At 32.5% G+C, this 21,213-nt stretch carries 17 protein-coding genes, 1 riboswitch and 1 other annotated feature; of the genes, 13 read left to right on the forward strand and 4 right to left on the reverse strand.

Going from position 1 to position 21,213, the window contains the following annotated elements; all coding sequences use genetic code 11:
* Positions 1–2: 2 nt before the first annotated feature.
* Positions 3–222 (reverse strand) — a binding site (T-box leader).
* A 281-nt stretch (positions 223–503) separates the two neighbouring features.
* The 10 genes from Ctaglu_RS01050 to Ctaglu_RS01095 all read left to right on the forward strand — a co-directional run bounded on the left by Ctaglu_RS01050 (position 504) and on the right by Ctaglu_RS01095 (position 11,775).
* Positions 504–2,306 carry a sigma-54-dependent Fis family transcriptional regulator gene (locus Ctaglu_RS01050; RefSeq protein ID WP_233439646.1) on the forward strand — a complete coding sequence of 601 codons (1,803 nt, stop codon included), beginning with the start codon at positions 504–506 and terminating at the stop codon, positions 2,304–2,306.
* A 271-nt stretch (positions 2,307–2,577) separates the two neighbouring features.
* Positions 2,578–3,882, forward strand: coding sequence for a proline reductase-associated electron transfer protein PrdC (prdC, locus tag Ctaglu_RS01055; RefSeq protein ID WP_124997167.1), 1,305 nt, complete (start codon positions 2,578–2,580; stop codon positions 3,880–3,882).
* Between the two features lie 22 nt (positions 3,883–3,904).
* On the forward strand, positions 3,905–6,010 hold the full coding sequence (gene prdA / locus Ctaglu_RS01060) for a D-proline reductase (dithiol) proprotein PrdA (protein WP_124997169.1): 2,106 nt from the start codon (positions 3,905–3,907) through the stop codon (positions 6,008–6,010).
* A gap of 9 nt (positions 6,011–6,019) precedes the next feature.
* Positions 6,020–6,274: a CBO2463/CBO2479 domain-containing protein gene (locus Ctaglu_RS01065; protein ID WP_124997171.1), complete on the forward strand. Its 255-nt coding sequence runs from the start codon at positions 6,020–6,022 to the stop codon at positions 6,272–6,274.
* Positions 6,274–6,999: a D-proline reductase (dithiol) protein PrdB gene (gene prdB, locus Ctaglu_RS01070; protein ID WP_124997173.1), complete on the forward strand. Its 726-nt coding sequence runs from the start codon at positions 6,274–6,276 to the stop codon at positions 6,997–6,999. The genes Ctaglu_RS01065 and prdB overlap by 1 nt, the downstream gene beginning before the upstream one ends.
* Positions 7,000–7,139: 140 nt before the next feature.
* Entirely contained in the window at positions 7,140–7,904 is a 765-nt protein-coding gene (prdD, locus tag Ctaglu_RS01075) for a proline reductase cluster protein PrdD (RefSeq protein ID WP_124997175.1), read from the forward strand.
* A 68-nt stretch (positions 7,905–7,972) separates the two neighbouring features.
* Positions 7,973–8,446: a glycine/sarcosine/betaine reductase component B subunit gene (locus Ctaglu_RS01080; protein ID WP_124997177.1), complete on the forward strand. Its 474-nt coding sequence runs from the start codon at positions 7,973–7,975 to the stop codon at positions 8,444–8,446.
* A gap of 3 nt (positions 8,447–8,449) precedes the next feature.
* Positions 8,450–9,454 (forward strand): proline racemase, encoded by a 1,005-nt coding sequence (locus Ctaglu_RS01085; protein WP_124997179.1) that lies wholly within the window; start codon positions 8,450–8,452, stop codon positions 9,452–9,454.
* Between the two features lie 271 nt (positions 9,455–9,725).
* Entirely contained in the window at positions 9,726–10,601 is an 876-nt protein-coding gene (locus tag Ctaglu_RS01090) for a sulfite exporter TauE/SafE family protein (protein ID WP_124997181.1), read from the forward strand.
* 298 nt (positions 10,602–10,899) lie between these two features.
* Positions 10,900–11,775 carry a sulfite exporter TauE/SafE family protein gene (locus Ctaglu_RS01095; RefSeq protein WP_124997183.1) on the forward strand — a complete coding sequence of 292 codons (876 nt, stop codon included), beginning with the start codon at positions 10,900–10,902 and terminating at the stop codon, positions 11,773–11,775.
* 105 nt (positions 11,776–11,880) lie between these two features.
* Here the strand turns inward: Ctaglu_RS01095 and Ctaglu_RS01100 are convergent, their stop codons facing one another.
* Complete coding sequence (locus tag Ctaglu_RS01100; RefSeq protein ID WP_185732557.1) at positions 11,881–13,605, reverse strand: FUSC family protein; 1,725 nt, start codon at positions 13,603–13,605, stop codon at positions 11,881–11,883.
* Between the two features lie 304 nt (positions 13,606–13,909).
* Between Ctaglu_RS01100 and Ctaglu_RS01105 the strand changes: the two genes are divergently transcribed.
* The 3 genes from Ctaglu_RS01105 to Ctaglu_RS01115 all read left to right on the forward strand — a co-directional run bounded on the left by Ctaglu_RS01105 (position 13,910) and on the right by Ctaglu_RS01115 (position 19,474).
* Positions 13,910–16,024, forward strand: a complete 2,115-nt coding sequence (locus tag Ctaglu_RS01105) for a methyl-accepting chemotaxis protein (RefSeq protein ID WP_124997187.1) — start codon at positions 13,910–13,912, stop codon at positions 16,022–16,024.
* Between the two features lie 387 nt (positions 16,025–16,411).
* The gene (locus Ctaglu_RS01110) at positions 16,412–18,574 is read left to right on the forward strand and encodes a Tex family protein (protein ID WP_124997189.1); all 2,163 of its coding nucleotides are present in this window, start codon (positions 16,412–16,414) and stop codon (positions 18,572–18,574) included.
* Between the two features lie 57 nt (positions 18,575–18,631).
* Positions 18,632–18,745, forward strand: a riboswitch (FMN riboswitch).
* Positions 18,746–18,832: 87 nt separating this feature from the next.
* Positions 18,833–19,474, forward strand: coding sequence for an ECF transporter S component (locus tag Ctaglu_RS01115; protein WP_124997191.1), 642 nt, complete (start codon positions 18,833–18,835; stop codon positions 19,472–19,474).
* Positions 19,475–19,551: 77 nt separating this feature from the next.
* Here Ctaglu_RS01115 and rimI read toward each other — a convergent pair whose 3' ends face one another.
* From rimI to tsaE, 3 genes are read right to left on the reverse strand one after another with little or no spacing between them, the layout of a single operon-like run.
* Complete coding sequence (gene rimI / locus Ctaglu_RS01120) at positions 19,552–20,001, reverse strand: ribosomal protein S18-alanine N-acetyltransferase (RefSeq protein WP_124997192.1); 450 nt, start codon at positions 19,999–20,001, stop codon at positions 19,552–19,554.
* On the reverse strand, positions 19,994–20,707 hold the full coding sequence (gene tsaB, locus Ctaglu_RS01125; protein ID WP_124997194.1) for a tRNA (adenosine(37)-N6)-threonylcarbamoyltransferase complex dimerization subunit type 1 TsaB: 714 nt from the start codon (positions 20,705–20,707) through the stop codon (positions 19,994–19,996). The genes rimI and tsaB overlap by 8 nt, the downstream gene beginning before the upstream one ends.
* The gene (gene tsaE, locus Ctaglu_RS01130; protein ID WP_124997196.1) at positions 20,704–21,162 is read right to left on the reverse strand and encodes a tRNA (adenosine(37)-N6)-threonylcarbamoyltransferase complex ATPase subunit type 1 TsaE; all 459 of its coding nucleotides are present in this window, start codon (positions 21,160–21,162) and stop codon (positions 20,704–20,706) included. Before tsaE ends, tsaB begins: the two co-directional genes overlap by 4 nt.
* Positions 21,163–21,213 lie beyond the last annotated feature (51 nt).

Here is a 21,213-nt window from a genome sequence, read left to right on the forward strand (position 1 = left end):
CCAAAAGGGACCGAGAATTATCGGTGGTACCACCCTAGTTGATATAAAAAATATCCACTCAGATTCTAGATAACGGTAGAAAGCCGCTGTAGCTTACTGCAAAAAAAACATTTCGTACAGAACTCCAAGGTGGGTTCAAAATGATCTTTTAAAAATCTTACACCAATGATTTTCTCGCTGTGAAAAGATTTCATTTTTACTAATCCTTTTCTTTGTATTGGGTATATTCACTTTTAATGATAGTTTATTTTATACTTTAGAATTAATCATAGAATAAAAATAATAATATGTCAAGACTATTTTTACCTCAAATTAGGAGTTTTAACATTTTGCATACAATTTAATGAAATATGCTTGAAGAAGTGCATGTATATTAAAGAATGGAGCAAAGTACTTAGAGCATAGAATCCTAATATTTTTTATATAATTCAAGGGTTTGCTTTGTTATTTTAAATAAAGTTAGTATAATGAAATAAATAGGAAATAATAAAGAAGGTGATGAATTGGTAATTGCAGAAATGTTTTACACTGTAAAGGAAATTATGAATAAAAAATTCATAAAAGTAAAGGCTAGTGAAAGCATCAAAGAAGCTTTAAATAAAATGATTGATGCAAACAAAGATGAGGTTCTAGTAGTAGATTCAGCAGGTATGCTTATTGGTGTTTTTACAAGAAAAGATATAGCTAAAATTAAAAAAAATAAGAACATATCCTTTCAGGAAGAAGTTATAAAATATACTAACAAAAATGTAGTCACCATAGACATGAATGCTTCTGCTAGAGTTGCAAGAAATTTAATGATAGAGAATGGAATAGGAAGATTACCAGTAATAGAAAATAAAATAATTAAAGGAGTAATTACTAGCAATAATATAAGAGACACTTTTTATTTAAAAATTGATGAAATGTTTGATCTTCAAAATAATATTATTGATAACTTACACGAAGCAGTATGTATTTGTAGTGATAGTGGAATAGTGAACTATTGGAATAAAAGTTCAGAACAACTATATGGTGTAAGGGCTGAAAACATACTTGGACAATATATTGGATCTTTTTTTCCTAACGCATTGATTATGAAGACTTTAAAAGATGGGAAACGAAGAGATAATGAGGGGAATGAACCTGTTAAAGGTAAATTTGTTGTTCTAAGTACAGTACCCATATTCAATAATATAGGGAAATTAGTGGCGGTAGTATCTACAGACCGAGATGTTACGGAAGTGGTAACGTTATCAAAACAATTAGAAAAAGAAAAAAGGAAGGTTGAATTATTACAGATTGCATATAAGAAAGAAATTGCAGCAAACTATACTTTTTCTTCAATTGTGGGAAAAAACAAAAAAATAATCGAAGCTATTGCAATGTCACAAAAGGTAGCGCAAAGTTCCGCTAGTATATTAATTACTGGGGAAAGTGGTACAGGAAAAGAGGTGTTTGCAAGATCGATTCACGAAGCTAGCGGTAGAGTGGGGAATTTTGTAGCGGTGAATTGTAGTGCAATTCCTGAGAACTTAATTGAAAGCGAAGTTTTTGGATATGTAGAAGGCGCTTTTACTGGTGCCATCCGAAAAGGAAAAATGGGGAAATTTGAATTTGCTAGTAATGGAACTTTGTTTTTAGATGAAATTGGGGATATGCCCATGGAAATGCAGGTAAAGCTTTTAAGGGTGCTTCAAGATGGTATAGTATATAGAGTGGGAAGTGAAAAGGGCGTTGTTACAGATACACGCATCATAGCGGCCACAAATAGGAATCTAAATGATTTAATGAAAGAAAAAAAATTTAGAGAGGATTTATATTATAGATTTGCAGTTGTTCAAATTGAATTGCCACCACTTAGGCAACGAAAAGAAGATATAAAGGAATTGGCAGATTTATTTATAAATCAAGTAGCTAATAAAGAAAATATAGACATAAATAGCATAGATGAAAGAATATACCCACTGCTTGTTAATTGTAAGTGGGAAGGAAATATTAGAGAACTAAAAAATGTAATACAAAGAATGATTGTACTTTCTACAGAAGGAAAAATTACATTAGATACCCTTCCGGAATACATTCTAGAGAATAGTGAAGACAAAAAAAAGCTAGCTTTAAATACTAATGAAAGTGAAATTTTGGAACAAGAGCAAAATAAATATGATTTAGCAAAAATTGTAGAGAGTGTGGAAAAAAACACCATAGCAGAAGTATTGCTATCTGTGGGTGGAAATAAACAGAAAGCTGCAAAAATATTAAATTTAAAAAGAAGTACCTTATATTACAAATTAAATCAATATGGTCTTTTAGAAAAGCAAAGCTAATAGTGTCAGAAAACTGAATAGTATGTCCGTTTTTCGACACTCCAAATACCACTATAAAGCACTATAAAACGACTTTTAAGTAGGGAAATGTGAAAATAGTGTCAGAAAACAGACGCTATTTTTTTTCATTAAAAAAGAAAAGTGAGTATTTAAGAACCCTATAGACTGATAAACCAGTATTTGCAACATCTATAGGTGAAGCATAAAATCATTCAAAAGTTGGCATACTAATTGCGTATATATTTAAGTGAAATAATATGGAGGTGGTTTTATGCCAATGATCTATAAATTTCCTCTTAAAATGCATGTAGGTGCACCTTCTACTACAATTGTAAAAGAAGGACAAATTGTTAAAAGAGGCGAGTGTATTGCAAACCCAGAGGGATTAGGAGCTAAAATTCATTCTAGTATCACTGGAAAAGTAACTAAAATTACGGAAAATGAAATCTTTATTTTAGCGGACGACAATCAGAGTACGGAGTACATAAAAATCAAAAAATGTGGAAAAATAGAAGATACTGCTTATGAAGCGGGTATTGTTGGTGCCGGTGGAGCTGGATTTCCTACTCATATTAAATTAAAGTCGCAGGTGCCTGATGGATATGTAATTGCAAATTGTGTTGAATGTGAACCAGCATTACATCATAATATAGAGGTTTTAGAAAAAAAACCAGAGTCTATTATCAAGGGAATAAGATATGCTATGACTGCTACTGGGGCACCAAAGGGTTATATAGCAGTAAAAGCAAAAAATAAAAAAGCTATTGCATCAATCAAAAAAGCACTTTCTGGAGCAACGGATGTAGAAGTAAAAGAATTAAGAGATATATATCCGATGGGTGAGGAAAGAGCATTGATTCATGAAATATTTGGAATATGGCTTAATCCTGATCAATTGCCTTTTGAAGCAAAATGTGTAGTTCTAAATGGAGAAACTTTAGAAAATCTAACAAATGCTATGGAAAAAGGTAAACCAGTAATAGATAAAGATGTTACAATAGTTGGAAAATTAAAAGGCGGAAATGAAAGCCATGTTTTCTTACAGGTACCTGTAGGAACTCCAGTTAAATACCTAATTGAAAAAGCGGGTGGAATAGATGGAGAATATGGTGAAATCATTATTGGTGGACCATACACAGGAAAATCTGAAGATATAGAAAGTGCAGTTGTTACAAAAACATCAGGTGGTGCAATTGTTACAATACCACTTCCAAAATATGAAGGACCAATAGGACTCCTTGTATGTGCTTGTGCAGCAGATGAAACAAGACTACGAAATGTTGCAGAAAAAATGCATTCAGAAGTAGTTGGAGTTGCAACATGCAAAAATGTAGTTAAAGTAAGAGGTTTAAATAAATGCTTAACTCCGGGAGATTGTCCAGGGCAAGCAGAAGCAATACTTTACCTTAAAAAACAAGGTGCAAAAAGAGTATTAATAGCAAATTGTAGTGACTGCTCAAATACAGTAATGTGTTGTGCTCCTAAAATGGGGATTCCAGTATATCACCACACAGATCATGTATTTAGAACAATAGATTATCCACTTACAAGAAGATTAGCAATGGAAGAAAAGTAAAAAAAATAAGGAGGTTATGTTCATGTCAATGAGTGATGAGCACGCAGCAGAGTTTAAAAATGAAGTCGCAGTTGTATGTTGTAGAACAGAAGAGGGAACAATTATTACTGCAGCTAATTTAGAAGATCCATCAATATTCCCAGATTTAGTGGATTCAGGATTATTAACAATACCTGGAAACTGCTTAAAAATAGGTCAGGTTATTGGGGCGAAACTTATTAAGACAGTTGATTCACTAGTACCATTAACACCAGAAATAGTAGAGGGTGCAGTTGATACTACAGAAGAAAAGAAAGTAGTAGAATTAACTGATGGTAATGAAAAGGCAGTATTAAAAGATAATAAAAGTGCAGGAGATGTTATTACAGTTGAGGATTTAGAAAACCCGATGCATTTTGATAAACTACAAGACTCTCTACTTCTAAAATTAGATGAGAGTGTTTTAAGTAGAAGCGAAGTAATTGGTGCAACTTTAAAAATAGATGCAGTAGCATTAACTCCTGTAACTCCAAGCATGTTAGAAGGATTTAAGGAGGAAGTTTCTATGAAAGCTGAAACACCAGTAATGTCATCTGTTATAAGTGGTGGAATGTTAAAAATTAAAATTGCAGAAGGTAAGGGTATTGATATAGAAATCCCTCTTAATTCATTTAGTCAAAATGGAATGCAAGCGGTAGAAACAGTAAAAACAGCAACTGCTGCAATGCCTTTAGCTAAAGAAACTATAAAAGAAAGTAAGACTCCAGAAGTAAAGCTTGAAGACAAAATTGTAAGAAAGCTTGTAAAAAAACACTTCAAAATAGAAGAAGTTAAGTTTGGTCCTGAAACTAAAATTGAAGGAACTACACTTTATATTAGAGAAAATATCTGCACAGACGCTGTAAAAATAAGCCAACTTGTTACAGATATAAAAATTGATATAATTACACCAGATAAGTACAACACATATAGTGAAACAATCATGGATGTACAGCCAATTGCTACAAAAGAAGGAGATCATAAATTAGGTCAAGGGGTAACAAGAGTATTAGATGGCGTTATCGTTATGGTTACTGGAACAGATGAAAATGGCGTTCAAATTGGAGAATTTGGTTCTTCAGAAGGTATTTTAGAAGAAAATATTATGTGGGGAAGACCAAGCGCACCAGATAAAGGTGAAATTTTCATTAAAACTCAAGTTACAATAGTAGCAGGAACAAACATGGAAAGACCAGGTCCTTTTGCTGCTCATAAAGCAACTGATATGATTACACAAGAAATTAGAGAAGCTCTAAAGGTACTAGATGAAAGCTTAGTAGTAAATAATGAAGAATTTGTTCAATACAGAAGAACTGGTAGAAAGAAAATAGTAGTAGTAAAAGAAATCATGGGCCAAGGAGCAATGCATGATAACTTAATTCTTCCAGTAGAGCCAGTTGGCATACTTGGTGGAAAACCAAACGTTGATCTTGGAAATTTACCAATCGTACTTTCACCACTAGAAGTATTAGATGGTGGAATTCATGCATTAACTTGCATAGGACCAGCATCAAAAGAGTGCTCAAGACATTATTGGAGAGAGCCACTTGTTATAGCAGCAATGAATGATCCAGAAGTTGATTTTTGTGGAGTTGTACTTGTAGGAAGCCCACAAATTAATAGTGAAAAGTTTTATGTATCTGAAAGACTTGGAATGACTATTGAGACAATGGATGTTGCAGGTGCTATTGTTACAACAGAAGGATTTGGAAATAACCATATCGACTTTGCAAGTCATATTGAGCAAATAGGTATGCGTGGAATTGGCGTTGTAGGAATGTCTTTCTGTGGAGTTCAAGGTGCTCTAGTTGTTGGTAATAAGTATACTAAGTACATGGTTGACAACAATAAATCAGAAGCAGGAATTGAAAATGAAGTTTTAGGATGTAATACACTTTGCAAAGAAGATGCAATTCGTGCACTTGCAATGCTTAAAACTGCAATAGCAGGAGAAGAAGTAGTAGCAGCAGAAAGACATTGGAATGCGAATGTTAAGGAAAGCAATCTTGAATCTGTTGAGAAAGCATATGCAGTTTCTATTGAAAGAGTAGAAAATGAAACTTCAATTCCAGTAAGTAAAAAAAGATTAGAAAAATATTCAGGAAAATAAGGAGATACAATGAAATACGGAGATAAGATAATAGAAATGTACGGAGTTATAGTAGAAGTACATGATGGATGTGTTTCAATTGATCTAAAAGGAAGATTAGGCTTCATGAAGATACCAATGAGGATGTTAATTACAGATTATCCTGTGCAGGTAGGTCAAGAAGTCGGATTTAGAATGAGTTTCATTGAGGTTCTTTCTGAAGAACCCAACGAAAAATACGTTAGCAATATAGAGACAAGAAACAGAAAGGAAGGGAAAGTATAATGAGTTTAACAACCGTTAAAGGATTACAATCAGAAATATTTGTACCAATTACACCACCACCAGTTTGGACACCTGTAACAAAACCATTAAATGAAATGACAGTTGCGTTTGCAACAGCTTCAGGAGTACATTTAAAATCAGACAAGAGATTTAATTTAGCAGGAGATTTTACATTTAGAGCTGTACCAGGTGATGCAAAATCTAGTGATTTAATGGTATCTCATGGTGGATATGATAATGGAGATGTAAATAAAGATATAAATTGTATGTTCCCCATTGATAGATTAAGAGAACTTGCAGCTGAAGGATTTATAAAAGAAGTTGCTCCAATGCATTATGGATTTATGGGCGGCGGCGGAGACCAAGATAAGTTTAAAAACGAAACTGGTCCTGCTATTGCAAAGTTACTAAAAGCTGAAGGCGTAGACGCAGTTGTTTTAACAGCTGGCTGAGGAACTTGTCACCGCTCCGCTGTACTTGTACAGAGAGCGATAGAGGAATCAGGGATTCCTACGATACTTATTGCAGCATTACCACCAGTAGTTAGGCAGGCTGGAACGCCAAGATCTGTTGCACCACTTGTTCCAATGGGAGCAAATGCTGGAGCACCAAACGATAAAGAAATGCAAACAGGTATATTAAAAGCTACATTGTTACAACTTGTAGCAATACCATCAGCTGGAAAAATTGTTCCATTACCATTTGAGTATGCAGCAAAAGTTTAACGATATTGCAGCACCGAAGGTGATGAATAGCTCCGAAGGTGATGAACAGCTTCGAAGGTTATAATTAAATAAAGATTAGGAATGTCGCCAAATTTAATTTTGGCGCATTCCTATATAAAAAATGAATTGTGGTGAGATGTATGGAAAATGAAATTGAAATGCGAAAATTATTGATTAAAACATTCCATATTGAAAAAGTAGAGTTTGGTAAAAAAACTCTTATCCAAAATAAAATATTGTACTTAAGAGAAGATATAAAGATGGATTTAATACAAGAATCTATAGATATTATAAAGTGTATCGAAGTGAAAATAGTAAATCCAAAACAACATGATTTTTTTGTTAATAGCATTATGGATTTTTCACCAATAGCAACTAAGGTTTTAGGGAAAATTGGTGATGGAATAACACATACTTTAACAGGAGTCTATGTTATGCTCACGGGTATAGATGAAATGGGAATTCAAGTTGCAGAATTTGGATCTTCAGAAGGCATTTTATCAGAGCAAGTAGTGTTTGGTCGTGCAGGTACTCCAAATGAAACAGATATTATAATTCATGTAGATGTAATACTCAAAGATGGAATGGGCTCAGTAAGGATAGGACCTACAGCAGCACATAGGGCCTGTGATAGATTAGTTCAGGAAATAAGAGAGTCTTTAAAGAAAATGAATGGAAAATTATACGATGAAAAGTTCGAATATTTCGATAAAATTAAACTTGGTAAAAAGAAGGTAGTTGTTATAAAACAGGTAGCAGGTCAAGGCGCAATGTATGATACGCAATTACTTGGAAAAGAACCGGGTGGCTTTGAAAGTGGTAGATCCATTATAGATTTAGGAAATGTACCAATAATACTAAGCCCAAATGAATATAGAGATGGTGCTTTGAGGGCTATGCATTAAGTGTCACTTCCAGTTTCATTGTAACCTATGTTTCGTTAAAATATATAATTCTGGCGAGGAGGAATACTATGGGAGTTGGTCCATCTACAAAGGAAACAACACTGCATCATTTTAGAGATCCACTGCTGGATGTTATATCTAAGGATGCGGATATTGACTTGTTAGGCATAATTATTGTTGGAACACCCCAATCTAATGAAGAAAAATTATTCGTTGGACAAAGGGCGGCAGCATGGGCAGAAGCAATGAGAGCTGATGGTGTTATTATATCTGTAGACGGTTGGGGGAATAGCCATGTAGACTATGCCAATACTATCGAAGAAATTGGAAAGAGAAACATACCGGTAGTTGGGCTTAGCTTTGTGGGCACTCAAGCACAGTTTGTAGTTACAAATAAATATATGGATACAATTGTTGATTTCAATAAATCAATAGAAGGTATTGAAACAGAAGTAGTAGGAGAAAATACAGTTTGTGAATTAGATGCAAAAAAAGCAGTAGCGCTTTTAAAACTTAAAATAAATAGGAAGATGAGGGGATAAATTATGAAAGCAATGAGAATGATTAACGCAGTAGATTCACATACAATGGGAGAACCAACAAGAATTATAACTGGTGGAGTGCCTGTAATTCCAGGAAATACTATGCCTGAAAAGAAAGAATACTTGGAAAAACATTTAGATTATTTAAGAACAGCAATAATGCTTGAACCAAGAGGTCATAATGACATGTTTGGATCTATTATTACTGCTCCAACAATGCCAGAAGCTGATTTAGGAATTATTTTTATGGATGGTGGCGGATATTTAAATATGTGCGGTCATGGTTCTATAGGAGCTGCAACGGTGGTTGTAGAAACTGGAATGATCCCTATGGTAGAACCTTATACATACCTAACTTTAGAAGCACCAGCGGGACTTGTTAAAGCAAAGGTTAAAGTAGAAAATGAAAAGGTAAAAGAAGTTTCTATCCAAAATGTTCCTTCTTTTCTTTATAAGGAAAACGTACAAGTAGATGTTCCTGAACTGGGTAAAATAACTTTTGATATTTCTTTTGGAGGAAGTTTTTTTGCACTTGTTAAAGCTACTGACTTAAATATTGATATTTGTCCTAAAAATGCACAAAAACTATGCGAAGTAGGAATCAAAATTTTACATGCAATTAACGCATCTGTTTCTGTTAAGCATCCATTACTTCCTCATATAAACACAGTAGATTTGGTTGAAATATATGGACCTGCTAAAAATCCAAAGGCTACTCTTCAAAATGTAGTAATATTTGGCGACGGACAAGTAGATAGATCTCCTTGTGGAACTGGAACAAGTGCTAAACTTGCATATTTGTATGCAAAGGGACATTTGAAACAAAATGAAGAATTTGTATATGAAAGTATTGTTGGAACTATGTTTAAAGGTAAAGTACTGGAAGAAGTGCAAGTAGGTGAATTTAAAGGCGTCATTCCAGAAATAACAGGCAGTGCTTATATTACTGGATTCAATCAATTTGTTATTGACGATGAAGATCCTTTAAAATATGGATTTAAGCTATAATTAACAGGTAATATTTAGTATTAAATATTAGTATATACCATTAGTGGAATAAACTGAATTGTCTATTAAATGAATAATTTATAGACATTACAAGTAGAATGTAGTAAAATGAAAGTCTAAACATTATAATTTTATGTGATTTTTTTAACTAAATCATTAAAAATTTAACAAGAAATGTATACTTGGTGGTAACGATTAACATGCACTCTTTAAAATTTTTTTTAAAGAGTGCATGCTAATAATATATTAATTAAACAAGGGGGAATTCAAAATGTTAACTGCAGTATTATCAGCACTAGGTCTTTTAACCCTTTATTTTGCAATAATTTTTGTTAAGGATTACATGCTAGCTTCAAAGGAAGGTAGGCTTGAAAAGCCAAGTTTTATTGCTACGGGAGCTGTGGGATTTGCCACAAATTTCTTTGATGCGTTAGGCATTGGTAGTTTTGCACCTACAACTGCACTATTAAAACAATTCAAACTTACAAATGATAGAACACTACCAGGAACATTAAATGTATCTTGTACAATTCCAGTAGTAGTGGAAGCATTTATGTTTATTACAGTTATAAAAGTTGATCCAATTACACTTGTTGCGCTGCTTGCAGCAGCAACGGTAGGAGCAATTCTTGGAGCTGGATTTGTTGCAAAACTTGATGTAAAGAAAATTCAATTGGCAATGGGAGTTGCATTACTAATTGTAGCAGTTGTTATGATACTCCAACAATTAAAAATATTTCCAGCTGGGGGAGACGCAATTGGTCTTTCTGGGATAAAACTAATAATTGCTATTATAGGTAACTTTATTCTTGGTGCTTTAATGACACTTGGAATAGGTCTTTATGCTCCATGTATGGCGCTTGTATTTGCACTTGGATTAAGCCCAACAATTGCTTTTCCAATTATGATGGGTTCTTGTGCATTCTTAATGCCAGCAGCTTCCGTTAAATTTGTTAAAGAAGGAGCTTATGATAGAAAAGCTTCCATGGCAATAACGGTAGGTGGAATAGTAGGCGTGATTGTTGCAATAAAAATTGTTCAATCATTACCACTTGATATATTGAAATGGCTTGTTGTTGTGGTTATTATTTATACATCTGTTATGATGTTTAAATCTTATTCAAAACCAGTTGAAAAAAAAGCGTAAAATATACCCTTTGTTTAAAACAATTTTTTAAAGAAATCAGGCTAAGTTTAAAAGATGAATTCTGTTCAATGAACAGAATTCATCTTTTTTACGTTTATTGCATTTTAATAAAAGAAGTATCATTTAACTCGAAAGCCTCCATGCTCACTAATATTTTTCAAAATATAATTAAATAATTCGTAGACAATTGTAGAAAAATGTAGTAAAATAAAGTTTTGACGATTAAAAAAGTGCGTTATTTTTTAACTAGTCTAAATAAAATTAAATAACTATTTAATTAACCAAGGAGGAATTTAAAATGTTAACTGCAGTATTATCAGCACTAGGTCTTTTAACCCTTTATTTTGCAATAATTTTTATTAGGGATTATATGGTAGCACTAAAGGAAGGCAGACTTGAAAAGCCAAGTTTTTTAGCTACAGGAGCTGTGGGATTTGCCACCAATTTTTTTGATACACTAGGGATTGGTAGCTTTGCACCTACAACTGCACTATTAAAACAATTCAAACTTACAGATGATAGGACGTTACCAGGAACATTAAATGTATCTGCTACAATCCCGGTAGTGGTGGAGGCATTTATTTTTATTACAGTTATAAAAGTAGACTCAATTACACTTGTTGCGCTGCTTGGAGCAGCGGCAATAGGAGCAGTTCTTGGAGCTGGTGTAGTTGCTAAACTTGATGTGAAAAAAATTCAATTGGCTATGGGAGTTGCATTAATGGTTGTAGCGGTTATTATGATACTACAACAATTGAAAATTTTCCCAGCTGGAGGAGACGCGATTGGTCTTTCTGGAATAAAATTAATAGTTGCAGTTATAGCTAACTTTATCCTTGGAGCGTTAATGACGCTTGGAATAGGACTTTATGCTCCTTGCATGGCACTTGTATATGCACTAGGATTAAGTCCAGCAGTTGCTTTTCCAATTATGATGGGGTCTTGTGCATTTTTAATGCCAGCAGCATCTATTAAATTTGTTAAAGAGGGAGCTTATGATAGAAAAGCGTCTATGGCAATAACTGTATTTGGAGTGTTAGGGGTATTTATTGCAGCATATCTTGTTAAAACATTACCGCTTAACATACTTAGATGGGTTGTTATTGTGGTTATTATTTATACATCTGCTATGATGTTCAAGTCTTTTAAAAAACCAGCTGAATTAAAAGCATAGAATTTATAAAAATATGTAACTAAATAAAAACACACCTTAAAGTATCATGATTTAAGGTGTGTTTTTTAGTGTGCCAAGCTGTAGAATTACAATAAGCTTTGTGAATTAAATTATCTTATCATTAGTAAAAATATTTTTCCTAATGCATTTATCTTTATTGAGCAATAAGTAATAATTATAAAGGTTGTTTACTAATACTCTTTGAGTATATATAAAATCTTTTTCTTTACTGCAATTTTTACCAAAATCAATAACATTCATTCTATCCTCTATTAGTGCAGGAATTAAGAATAGATTTTTCACGATATCCTCAATATTATCATTATTATCCTTTATGTCACTAAGCATTTGATTTACAAGATTATTATATGTTGATACTAATTCTTTTTTCCCATCCTCAAATTTGTATGGTAATACAAATTTATTAATTAGTGCAGCTACAGCTGCACCTATTGCTACAAACACAATTCTGCTTAAAACGAATTTAGTAGTACCACCTACCATGGCTGAGGAGGCTACCGCGGATACTGTAACACATGCAATTAAGGCTTTATAGTTCACAGTGAATGGATTTAAATAGCCGGCCAATAATACTATTAAAAATCTAATAGTTGTATTTGTAATTAAAGAAAAACAAAAAAATACAATTAAAGCACCTATCAGGGTTCCCTCTATTCTTTGTTTTGATTTCATATTAGAAATCTCTGCGTAAGGTTGTATTAATGAAAATATAGTATATACCATCCATCTTCCCTCAGACAAATGAAAATAAGCTGTTATAAAAGCTGTAAAACAGCCAGCTATTCCCAATCTAATTCCATAGGAAACCCTTAGTGAGTTAAACTCAAAATTCTTTTTATGGGTTGATACTTTATTAAAATGTATTGGTATCTTATGATTATTCTCAATAGAGTTCTTATTTTTTTTATCTAACATTTTCATTTTTGACATTTCTATATATAAGATTTGAACTGAATTAATAATTTCATGTATATATATTCTATTTAAATCAGTATTTAAGTAGATAGCTTCTATATCACTTATATTAAATAGTTTTTCCTTTATACTAGCTACCTTCTCATATATAGTCCCTAAAAACTGCACATAAGATTCTTTTTCATAATCATCTTCTTTTAATTTATCTAATAGAATATTTATTCTTTCTAATGAAAATAAAATATTAGTTGTTATTTTCCCAGCTTTAGTAATATAGAAATCTCCAACTCTTTTGTCATATACTATTTTTTTAAGAGAATTTATAAATTGGACTATATCGATATTTACTCCAGTTACATCTTTATTTTTCTCTAATAAATTAATTTTTAATAATATATTTTCACATATAGTATCTACTATTTTACTGCCTGTTTTAGAAATTTTATTCATGTTAGCTAAAAATTGAAGTGACATTACAAAAAAAGCTCCAAAAATTAGAGCTAAAATTCTTTTTAAAAAACTTTCACCATATACAGGATTAAATAATATAAACAAATATTGAAGACCAAAGGGTACAAAGATTGATTTGCGTAAATTATAGCTAAATAAATATCCTATGGTAAATAATATTGTAAAATTTAATATTATTCCAAGCCACATGTTGCTGTTTGCATAATATGCAGCAAAGGTTGTAAGCATATTTATTCCAAGCAACTTAATTAAATTTCTAAAGGGTGATATGGTTAAATCTCTCTCTAATAAAACTAATGCTGCTGTTATAACGGTTACTCCAACAAGTGTATTTTCATTTCCGAACAGACGTTGAAAAACATTTATAAATAACATAATTGATAAGAACATTATAGTGTTAGATATTATCTTTTTTTTATTCATTTTACATTCCCCTTTTGGTATACAAGAAACAATACTATCACAATGAAAAATATATTTCAACATTTTAAAATCCTAATAAGGACTACCTAAGTTAAAGCAGCTTAGTTATTTTGTATATTAAAAAATATAATTGTTGAGCATGCCTATTGTAAATTAATATGAAAAGTATAAAACGGAATAAAAAAAGGTTAAAAACAAAGTAATTTGATGAAAAATGTAGAATAATAGAATAAAATGGTATATTATATTAAAGTAACTATTCTACATATATACATATATAATTTATTACAAAGGAGAAACTAGGATGTTTAGAAAATTAAAGTTAGCAACAAAATTGAGTATTATACTTGGTACTATAGTATTTTTAGGAATTGTTCTTATTGGGGGAATCACACTTAAAAAGGTTAAACAAAGTTCTTATAATCAGGCAAGTGAACAGGCGAAACAGGTATCAAATGCTTTTTCTAATGATGTGCAGGGAGACTTTAAAGTAGTGCAGGCTACCGTTGAGGGAATAAGAGATACTATTGTATTCTCTAAAAAATCAGGAAGCTTAAATAGAGAACAGGTAATCCAACTTTTAAAAGCTATGCTAGAAAAGAATAAAAACATAGTAGGGGTGCACACTGTGTGGGAACCCAATGCATTTGATGGCAAAGATAGTGCTTATATAAATAAAGAAGGACATGATGCTACAGGTAGGTTTGTTCCCTATGTTGTACTGAATAATGGAAATATAAAGATAGAGCCATGTACAGGATATGATAAAGAGGGTGATGGAGATTATTATCTTCTTCCAAAGAAAACAAGGAAAGCTTGTTTAATAGAACCTTATATGTATAAAATGGATGGTAAAGATACTTTGATTACTACTTTATCAATACCTATAATTGATGGAAATGGGAAGTTTATGGGGACTGTAGGAGCAGATGTTGAATTAAGAACACTTCAAGAACTTACTGTTAAAGCAAAACCTATGGGAGGATATGCAACAATAGTTACAGATAAAGGAACCTTTGTTACAAATGGTGCAAAGCCAGAGCTTATTAGTAAAAAAATACTTGATGTGGATAATAGTCAAACAGATATAGTTGAAAAAATTGCTAAGGGAGAAGCTTTTGAAGTGCATGCAAAAGCAGTAGGTACAGGATTTTTATCTTTAAAAGCTTGTACGCCTATAAGTTTAAAAGGGGTAGATAGTAAATGGGCATTTATGTCAATAATTTCAGATGAAAAAATGTATGCTGAATATGATAAACTATTTTATACAATAGTGGTAATGACGGGTATTGCTACATTAGCTATAGTTATGTTAATGTTTATGCTTATTAAAAAAGCTATTTACCCTATAAGTCTTGCATGCAATCATTTAGAGGCACTCTCTAATGCCGATTTTACCATGGAAGTACCAAAAGAGTTTTTGAATAAAGAAGATGAAATAGGTAGACTTGGGAAATCAATTGATAAAATGCAAAACTCTATTAGAGAGCTTGTTGTAGGAGTTAAGGGAGAATCCTCAAATGTGGAAAATGCAGTTATAGATGCTGTAAAGCAGATACAAGAATTAACTTTAAATATAGAAGATGTGGCATCAACTACTGAAGAGTTATCGGCAAGCATGGAAGAAACAGCAGCATCTACAGAAGAAATGAATGCTACATCAAGTGAAATAGAAAGAGCAGTAGAAATTATAGCAGATAAGGCTAAAAAAGGTGAAATATCAGCCAAAGAAATTAATGATAGGGCAAAGGGACTTAGAGTAAATTTTTTGGAGTCTGAGAAAAAAGGGATAAAAGTTTATGAAGAAACAAGAGAAAAGCTTCAAAGTGCTTTAGAAGAATCAAAATCTGTTCAAGAAATCGGTGCACTTTCAAATACCATAATGGAAATAACTGCACAAACTAATCTTCTAGCTCTTAATGCAGCAATAGAAGCAGCTAGAGCTGGTGAGTCGGGTAAAGGGTTTGCAGTGGTTGCAGATGAAATAAGAAAGCTTGCAGAGGATTCTAAAAATGCAGTTGCAAAGATTCAGGAAATAACACAGAAGGTAACAGGTTCCGTAAGTAATCTGGCACAGAGTGCAAATGGTATGATGGATTATATGACAAATAACGTTAATAAGGATTATAAAACTATGCTTGAGGCTACGGATAAATATAGTATGGATGCAGATTTTATTAAAAATATGGTTTCAGAATTCAATGATGCCTCAAGCCAAATTCTTGATTCAATTAAGAATATGTCAGAGGTAATAGATGGTGTAACGACCGCTGCGAATGAAGGGGCAGAAGGGACTTCTACTATTGCTGAAAAATCTACTATAGTGGTAGAAAAATCACAGGAAGCCAAGGAACTTTCAGAGTATGTTAAAGAAAGAAATGAAAAGCTTGTGGAGTTGGTTTCGAAGTTTAAGGTATAAGGCATATTCAAATAATAAAACACCTATATCCACTGAGATATAGGTGTTTTATTATTCTACCGAAGACATATTTTATATTTTGGTACACATTTGTAGGATTCAATCTATATAGGGTATAATATATATGTGAACTATAAAAAAACAATAAAATACAAAGGGTTAAAAATAAGAGCATATTAAAAATTTCATATATTTCTCCTGAAAAATTTTATCTTTATATAGATATTAAGGTAGAACTTGGGGTATGATTAAATATGTTAATTTTGTGACCTTAGATTTAAAATATAAATTACGAGAGGAGGACTGACTATTTAGGCGCATAAAATAAATAATAAAATACTGACCAGTTGTTTGTCTTATGTACCTTATAAAAATAGTTAGGAAAATATGGAAAATATAGAAAGCAGATTAATAAGTGAATTTGGAATAAGCAAAGAGCAATCGGAAAGTGTAATCCAGTTATTAGATGAGGGAAATACAGTTCCTTTTATAGCTAGATATAGAAAAGAAAGAACAGGTGGACTTGATGATATAGTACTTAGAAATTTCACAGAGAGACTTATATATCTTAGAAATTTAGAAGGAAGAAAAACAGACGTACTACGTATTATTGGAGAACAAGAAAATCTAACAGAAGAAATTGAAAATTCCATAAAGAAATGCGAGACTCTTACAGAAATAGAGGATATTTATAGACCTTTTAAGCCTAAGAAAAGAACAAGAGCCATCATTGCAATAGAAAAGGGACTAAAGCCTCTTGCTGAAATTATTTTTAGTGGTGAGTTTAAAGGTGATATAAATGAGTATGCGCAGAAATTTATAAGTCAGGAAAAAGGAGTTACTACAGCCATGGAGGCATTTGAAGGCGCTGGTGATATTATCAGTGAGATGATTTCAGATGAAGCTGACTTCCGAAAGTGGATTAGGGCACTGGTGCATAATCAAGGCATTGTAGAAACTAAGGGTGCTTCGGATGAGACTACACCTTTTGAAATGTACTATGAGTATAAAGAAGGAGTTAAATCTATTCCACCACATAGAATTCTTGCTATAAATAGAGGCGAAAGTAGCAAGATACTTTCTGTGAAAATTAAAGCTGATAATGATAAGATTAACCAGTACTTAAGAGACAAATGTTTAAAGGGAAATAGTGAAACAGATAAGTATATAGAACTAAGTATAGTTGATTCTGTAAAAAGACTTATATTTCCATCAATTGAAAGGGAAATAAGGTCAGAACTCACAGAAAAAGGTGAAATAGGTGCTATTGAAATATTTAAAGCTAATTTAAAAGCTCTTTTAATGCAATCCCCTATAAAAGGGAAGGTAGTGCTTGGATTTGACCCTGGGTTTAGAACTGGGTGCAAAATAGCAGTTCTGGATGATACGGGAAAGGTTTTAGATATGGCTACGGTATATGCTACTGCGGGCAGTAAGGATGGTGTACAAAAATCTATAGGTATTATTAAAGCATTAGTAAATAAGCATAATGTAGAAGTAATATCATTAGGTAACGGAACTGCTAGTCGTGAGTCTGAAGAAATTCTAGCCCAGATAATTAAAGAACTTAAAGAAGAATGCGCAAAAGATTTGTACTACGTTATAGTTTCAGAAGCAGGTGCATCCGTATATTCAGCTTCAGAGCTTGCATCAAAAGAATATCCAGATATAGATGTATCTATTAGAGGAGCTATTTCTATAGGAAGAAGACTTCAAGATCCTTTAGTGGAGCTTGTGAAAATTGATCCTAAAGCCATTGGAGTTGGACAATACCAACATGATGTAACACCTAAAAAACTTGATGAATCCTTAAAAGGAGTAGTTGAAGACTGTGTTAATGCCGTTGGAGTAGATCTTAATATTGCAACCCCTTCACTATTGTCTTATATATCAGGTATAAATGCTACAATAGCTCAAAATATAGTAGCATATAGAGAAGAAAATGGTAAATTTATAGCTAGAAAAGAATTATTAAAAGTGAAAAGATTAGGTGCAAAGGCATATGAGCAATGTGCGGGATTTTTAAGAGTCATGGAGAGCAAAGAGTTCCTAGATAATACTTCAGTTCATCCTGAATCATATAATGCTACAAAAAAAATGCTAGATTTTCTGCAATATACAAAAGAAGATCTTAAATCACTAAATTTTAAAGATATGGATGAGCGAGTTAAAAATATTAATCTAAATGAGCTGGCTGAAAAATTAGAAATAGGAGTCCCAACGCTTAGAGATATTATTAAAGAAATTAAAAAGCCAGGTAGAGATCCAAGAGAAGAATTACCTAAGCCACTATTAAAAACAGGTGTAGTTCAAATGTCTCATCTTAAACCAGGGATGAAACTTATGGGTACAGTTAGAAATGTATCTGACTTTGGAGCTTTTGTTGATATTGGAGTTCACCAGGATGGGTTAGTACATATAAGCCAGCTATCAGATAAATTTGTAAAGCATCCATTGGATGTAGTTACAGTTGGAGATATAGTAGAAGTTAGTGTGCTAGAAGTTGATGAGAAAAGGAAAAGAATATCATTATCTATGAAAAATATATAATTTGTATATTGCTTTTTCTATTAAATTTAGATATAATTAAATTATAAAATAAAATTTGATAATCTTCAGGGCGGGGCGAATTTCCCCACCGGCGGTAAAGCCCGCGAGCCGAAAGGCAGATTCGGTTTAACTCCGAAGCCGACAGTAAAGTCTGGATAAAAGAAGATGTGATATATGCGAATTCGCCCTGACATAGTTCTATGTCAGGGTTTTTATTATATCCATCCCTAGAAGACATATTAATTAGGGGGTATAAAAATGAGAGACGAAAAACTTGTTAAACTTATTAAAATTTCACTTTTATCTGTTATGGCTTTTCTTTTGATGTACATTGAATTACCAATACCTATATTTCCGGAATTCTTGAAATTTGATATCAGTGACCTGCCAGCGCTGTTAGGTGCATTTGCATTAGGGCCAATAGCAGGCGTTATTATTGAACTCATTAAAAATATATTACATGGATTGCTAGCTACTAAAACAGCTTTCGTTGGAGAACTAGCAAATTTTTTATTAGGCTCAAGTTTAGTATTAGTATCTGGATTTATATATAAGGCTCGCAAAAACAAGGGTGGAGCTATTGTTGCATTATTAATAGGAGTAATTTGTATGTCAATTTTTGCAGGGATATTAAACTATTTTGTTGTTCTACCGCTATACGAAAGTGTATTAGGATTCCCAATAGCTGCTGTTGTAGCAATGGGATCAAAAATAAATCACAATATTGTGGATTTGAATTCGTTCATTATTTGGTCAATTATTCCTTTTACTTTTATTAAAGGAATAGTAGTATCATCAGTAACCCTAGCTCTATATAAAAGTGTTTCTCCTATACTTCATAAAGAAAACGCAGAGAGAGAATACAAAAACAGACAAGGCAATTATCAGTCAAAAATATAGAAAATAATGGTATAAACGTAAAGGGGTACCTATTTCATAGGCACCCCTTTACTAGTTAATATTTTTCAAGATTTATGTTACAGATTACGATTCCACATAATTACTGCATCTTCCCCGTTGTCTTCATAATAATGAGGTCTAACGCTTACCTTTTCAAAGCCATGTTTTTCATATAAGTTTATAGCAAGAAAATTTGAACTTCTAACTTCTAAGGTTATAGCTGTTACTTTTTGCTTTCTACAAATTCTAAATAAGGCTTCTACGATTAAATCTCCACCACCGTGGCCTCGGGCGTCAGGATGAATTGCAACATTAGTAATATGGGACTCATCTATAATTAACCACATGCCTCCATAACCTACTATAGAATCACCCTTCTTGAGTACTACGTATTTAGCAAATTTATTATCTAATTCACTTTCTAGGGATTCTAAACTCCAAGAAATAGGAAAGCTTAATTCACTAATATTGAGGATAGATTTAATAGACGACTTATCCATTGGGCAAATTTTAAAATCGCTATTCATTTTTATTTTGCCTCATTTTTTCTTCGTACTCTCGCTCTGCTTGGGGTTTTCGAAGGTAAATAGGTACTGACGCGTATAAATCATCCGCTGTTCCCTTAGATACTAGTTTAAGACCTAATTCTCCTAGGGATGATGCCCTAGCTAAATTTAAATGAGCTGGCGCAAATCTGGCCATGGGAAAGTGTTCTATAAGTTTTTCTCTGAATTTTGGAACAGCATCTCCTACAAAAGAAATATTGCAGTTTTTCTCTTTAAGCATATTTATTAATTCATCTATAGAAATATTTATATAGTCAGTAATGCGGGTAAGCTCGCAATTATTAAAAGTATATAAGGCTGTATAAACATTATCCCGCAGTGCATCTAGTATAGGACAGACAATACCATCTGTATATGCTAAGTTAAATGCTAAGGAATCTAAGGTAGATACGGTTACAAAGGGCTTCCCTGTGCCTTGGCTAAGCCCTTTAATGGTAGAAAGCCCTATTCTAAGGCCTGTAAAGGACCCAGGTCCCTTTGAACCTACAAAGGCATCTATATCGCCTATGTTCATTCCTACATTATTAAATAATTCATCGATTATAGGCATAAGTATTAAAGAATGTTGCTTTTTATAGTTAAAAGTTATCTCGCCAAGTACGTTGTGATCCTCAAGAATGGCACAAGTAGCTGCAGCTGTAGCGGAATCTATACTTAAAATCTTCATATTTTTATCTCCTTTATATAATCATATCTTTTATCAGAATAGCATGCGCTGATTTTTCTACAATTATCTCCAAATTCGGGAAGCTTTTCGATGGTAATGGTTAAATTATTCCGTGGAATCAATTCCTCAATATAATTAGCCCATTCAATAATACTAACCGCATCACTAAATATATATTCATCAAAGCCTATAGCTTCTATTTCGTCCGGATCATTTACCCTATATACATCAAAATGATATAAGGTTAAACGACCTGTATATTCATTTACAATTGTAAAAGTAGGGCTAGTTACATGGTCTTCAATACCTAAGCCTTTTGCAATTCCCTTTGTTAAATGAGTTTTGCCGGTGCCTAGGTCACCAATTAAGCAGATTATATCACCTGAATTTACAAGTTCACCTATTAGTTCTCCTATTTTATAAGTTTCTTCTACTGTAGTTACTACAAATTCCATAAGTTTCACCTCACTAGATATTTTATCCTAAAAAATAAAAAAAGAAAAGGT

This window comes from Clostridium tagluense (assembly GCF_003865095.1).
GTDB lineage: Bacteria > Bacillota > Clostridia > Clostridiales > Clostridiaceae > Clostridium_AD > Clostridium_AD tagluense.

Excerpts from the sequence above, each read along its gene's own strand:
- prdC (WP_124997167.1), top strand. The coding sequence starts at position 2,578 with ATGCCAATGATCTATAAATTTCCTCTTAAAATGCATGTAGGTGCACCT.
- prdA (WP_124997169.1), top strand. The coding sequence starts at position 3,905 with ATGTCAATGAGTGATGAGCACGCAGCAGAGTTTAAAAATGAAGTCGCA.
- Ctaglu_RS01065 (WP_124997171.1), top strand. The coding sequence starts at position 6,020 with ATGAAATACGGAGATAAGATAATAGAAATGTACGGAGTTATAGTAGAA.
- prdD (WP_124997175.1), top strand. The coding sequence starts at position 7,140 with ATGGAAAATGAAATTGAAATGCGAAAATTATTGATTAAAACATTCCAT.
- Ctaglu_RS01080 (WP_124997177.1), top strand. The coding sequence starts at position 7,973 with ATGGGAGTTGGTCCATCTACAAAGGAAACAACACTGCATCATTTTAGA.
- Ctaglu_RS01085 (WP_124997179.1), top strand. The coding sequence starts at position 8,450 with ATGAAAGCAATGAGAATGATTAACGCAGTAGATTCACATACAATGGGA.
- Ctaglu_RS01090 (WP_124997181.1), top strand. The coding sequence starts at position 9,726 with ATGTTAACTGCAGTATTATCAGCACTAGGTCTTTTAACCCTTTATTTT.
- Ctaglu_RS01095 (WP_124997183.1), top strand. The coding sequence starts at position 10,900 with ATGTTAACTGCAGTATTATCAGCACTAGGTCTTTTAACCCTTTATTTT.
- Ctaglu_RS01100 (WP_185732557.1), bottom strand. The coding sequence starts at position 13,605 with ATGAATAAAAAAAAGATAATATCTAACACTATAATGTTCTTATCAATT.
- Ctaglu_RS01105 (WP_124997187.1), top strand. The coding sequence starts at position 13,910 with ATGTTTAGAAAATTAAAGTTAGCAACAAAATTGAGTATTATACTTGGT.
- Ctaglu_RS01110 (WP_124997189.1), top strand. The coding sequence starts at position 16,412 with ATGGAAAATATAGAAAGCAGATTAATAAGTGAATTTGGAATAAGCAAA.
- Ctaglu_RS01115 (WP_124997191.1), top strand. The coding sequence starts at position 18,833 with ATGAGAGACGAAAAACTTGTTAAACTTATTAAAATTTCACTTTTATCT.
- rimI (WP_124997192.1), bottom strand. The coding sequence starts at position 20,001 with ATGAATAGCGATTTTAAAATTTGCCCAATGGATAAGTCGTCTATTAAA.
- tsaB (WP_124997194.1), bottom strand. The coding sequence starts at position 20,707 with ATGAAGATTTTAAGTATAGATTCCGCTACAGCTGCAGCTACTTGTGCC.
- tsaE (WP_124997196.1), bottom strand. The coding sequence starts at position 21,162 with ATGGAATTTGTAGTAACTACAGTAGAAGAAACTTATAAAATAGGAGAA.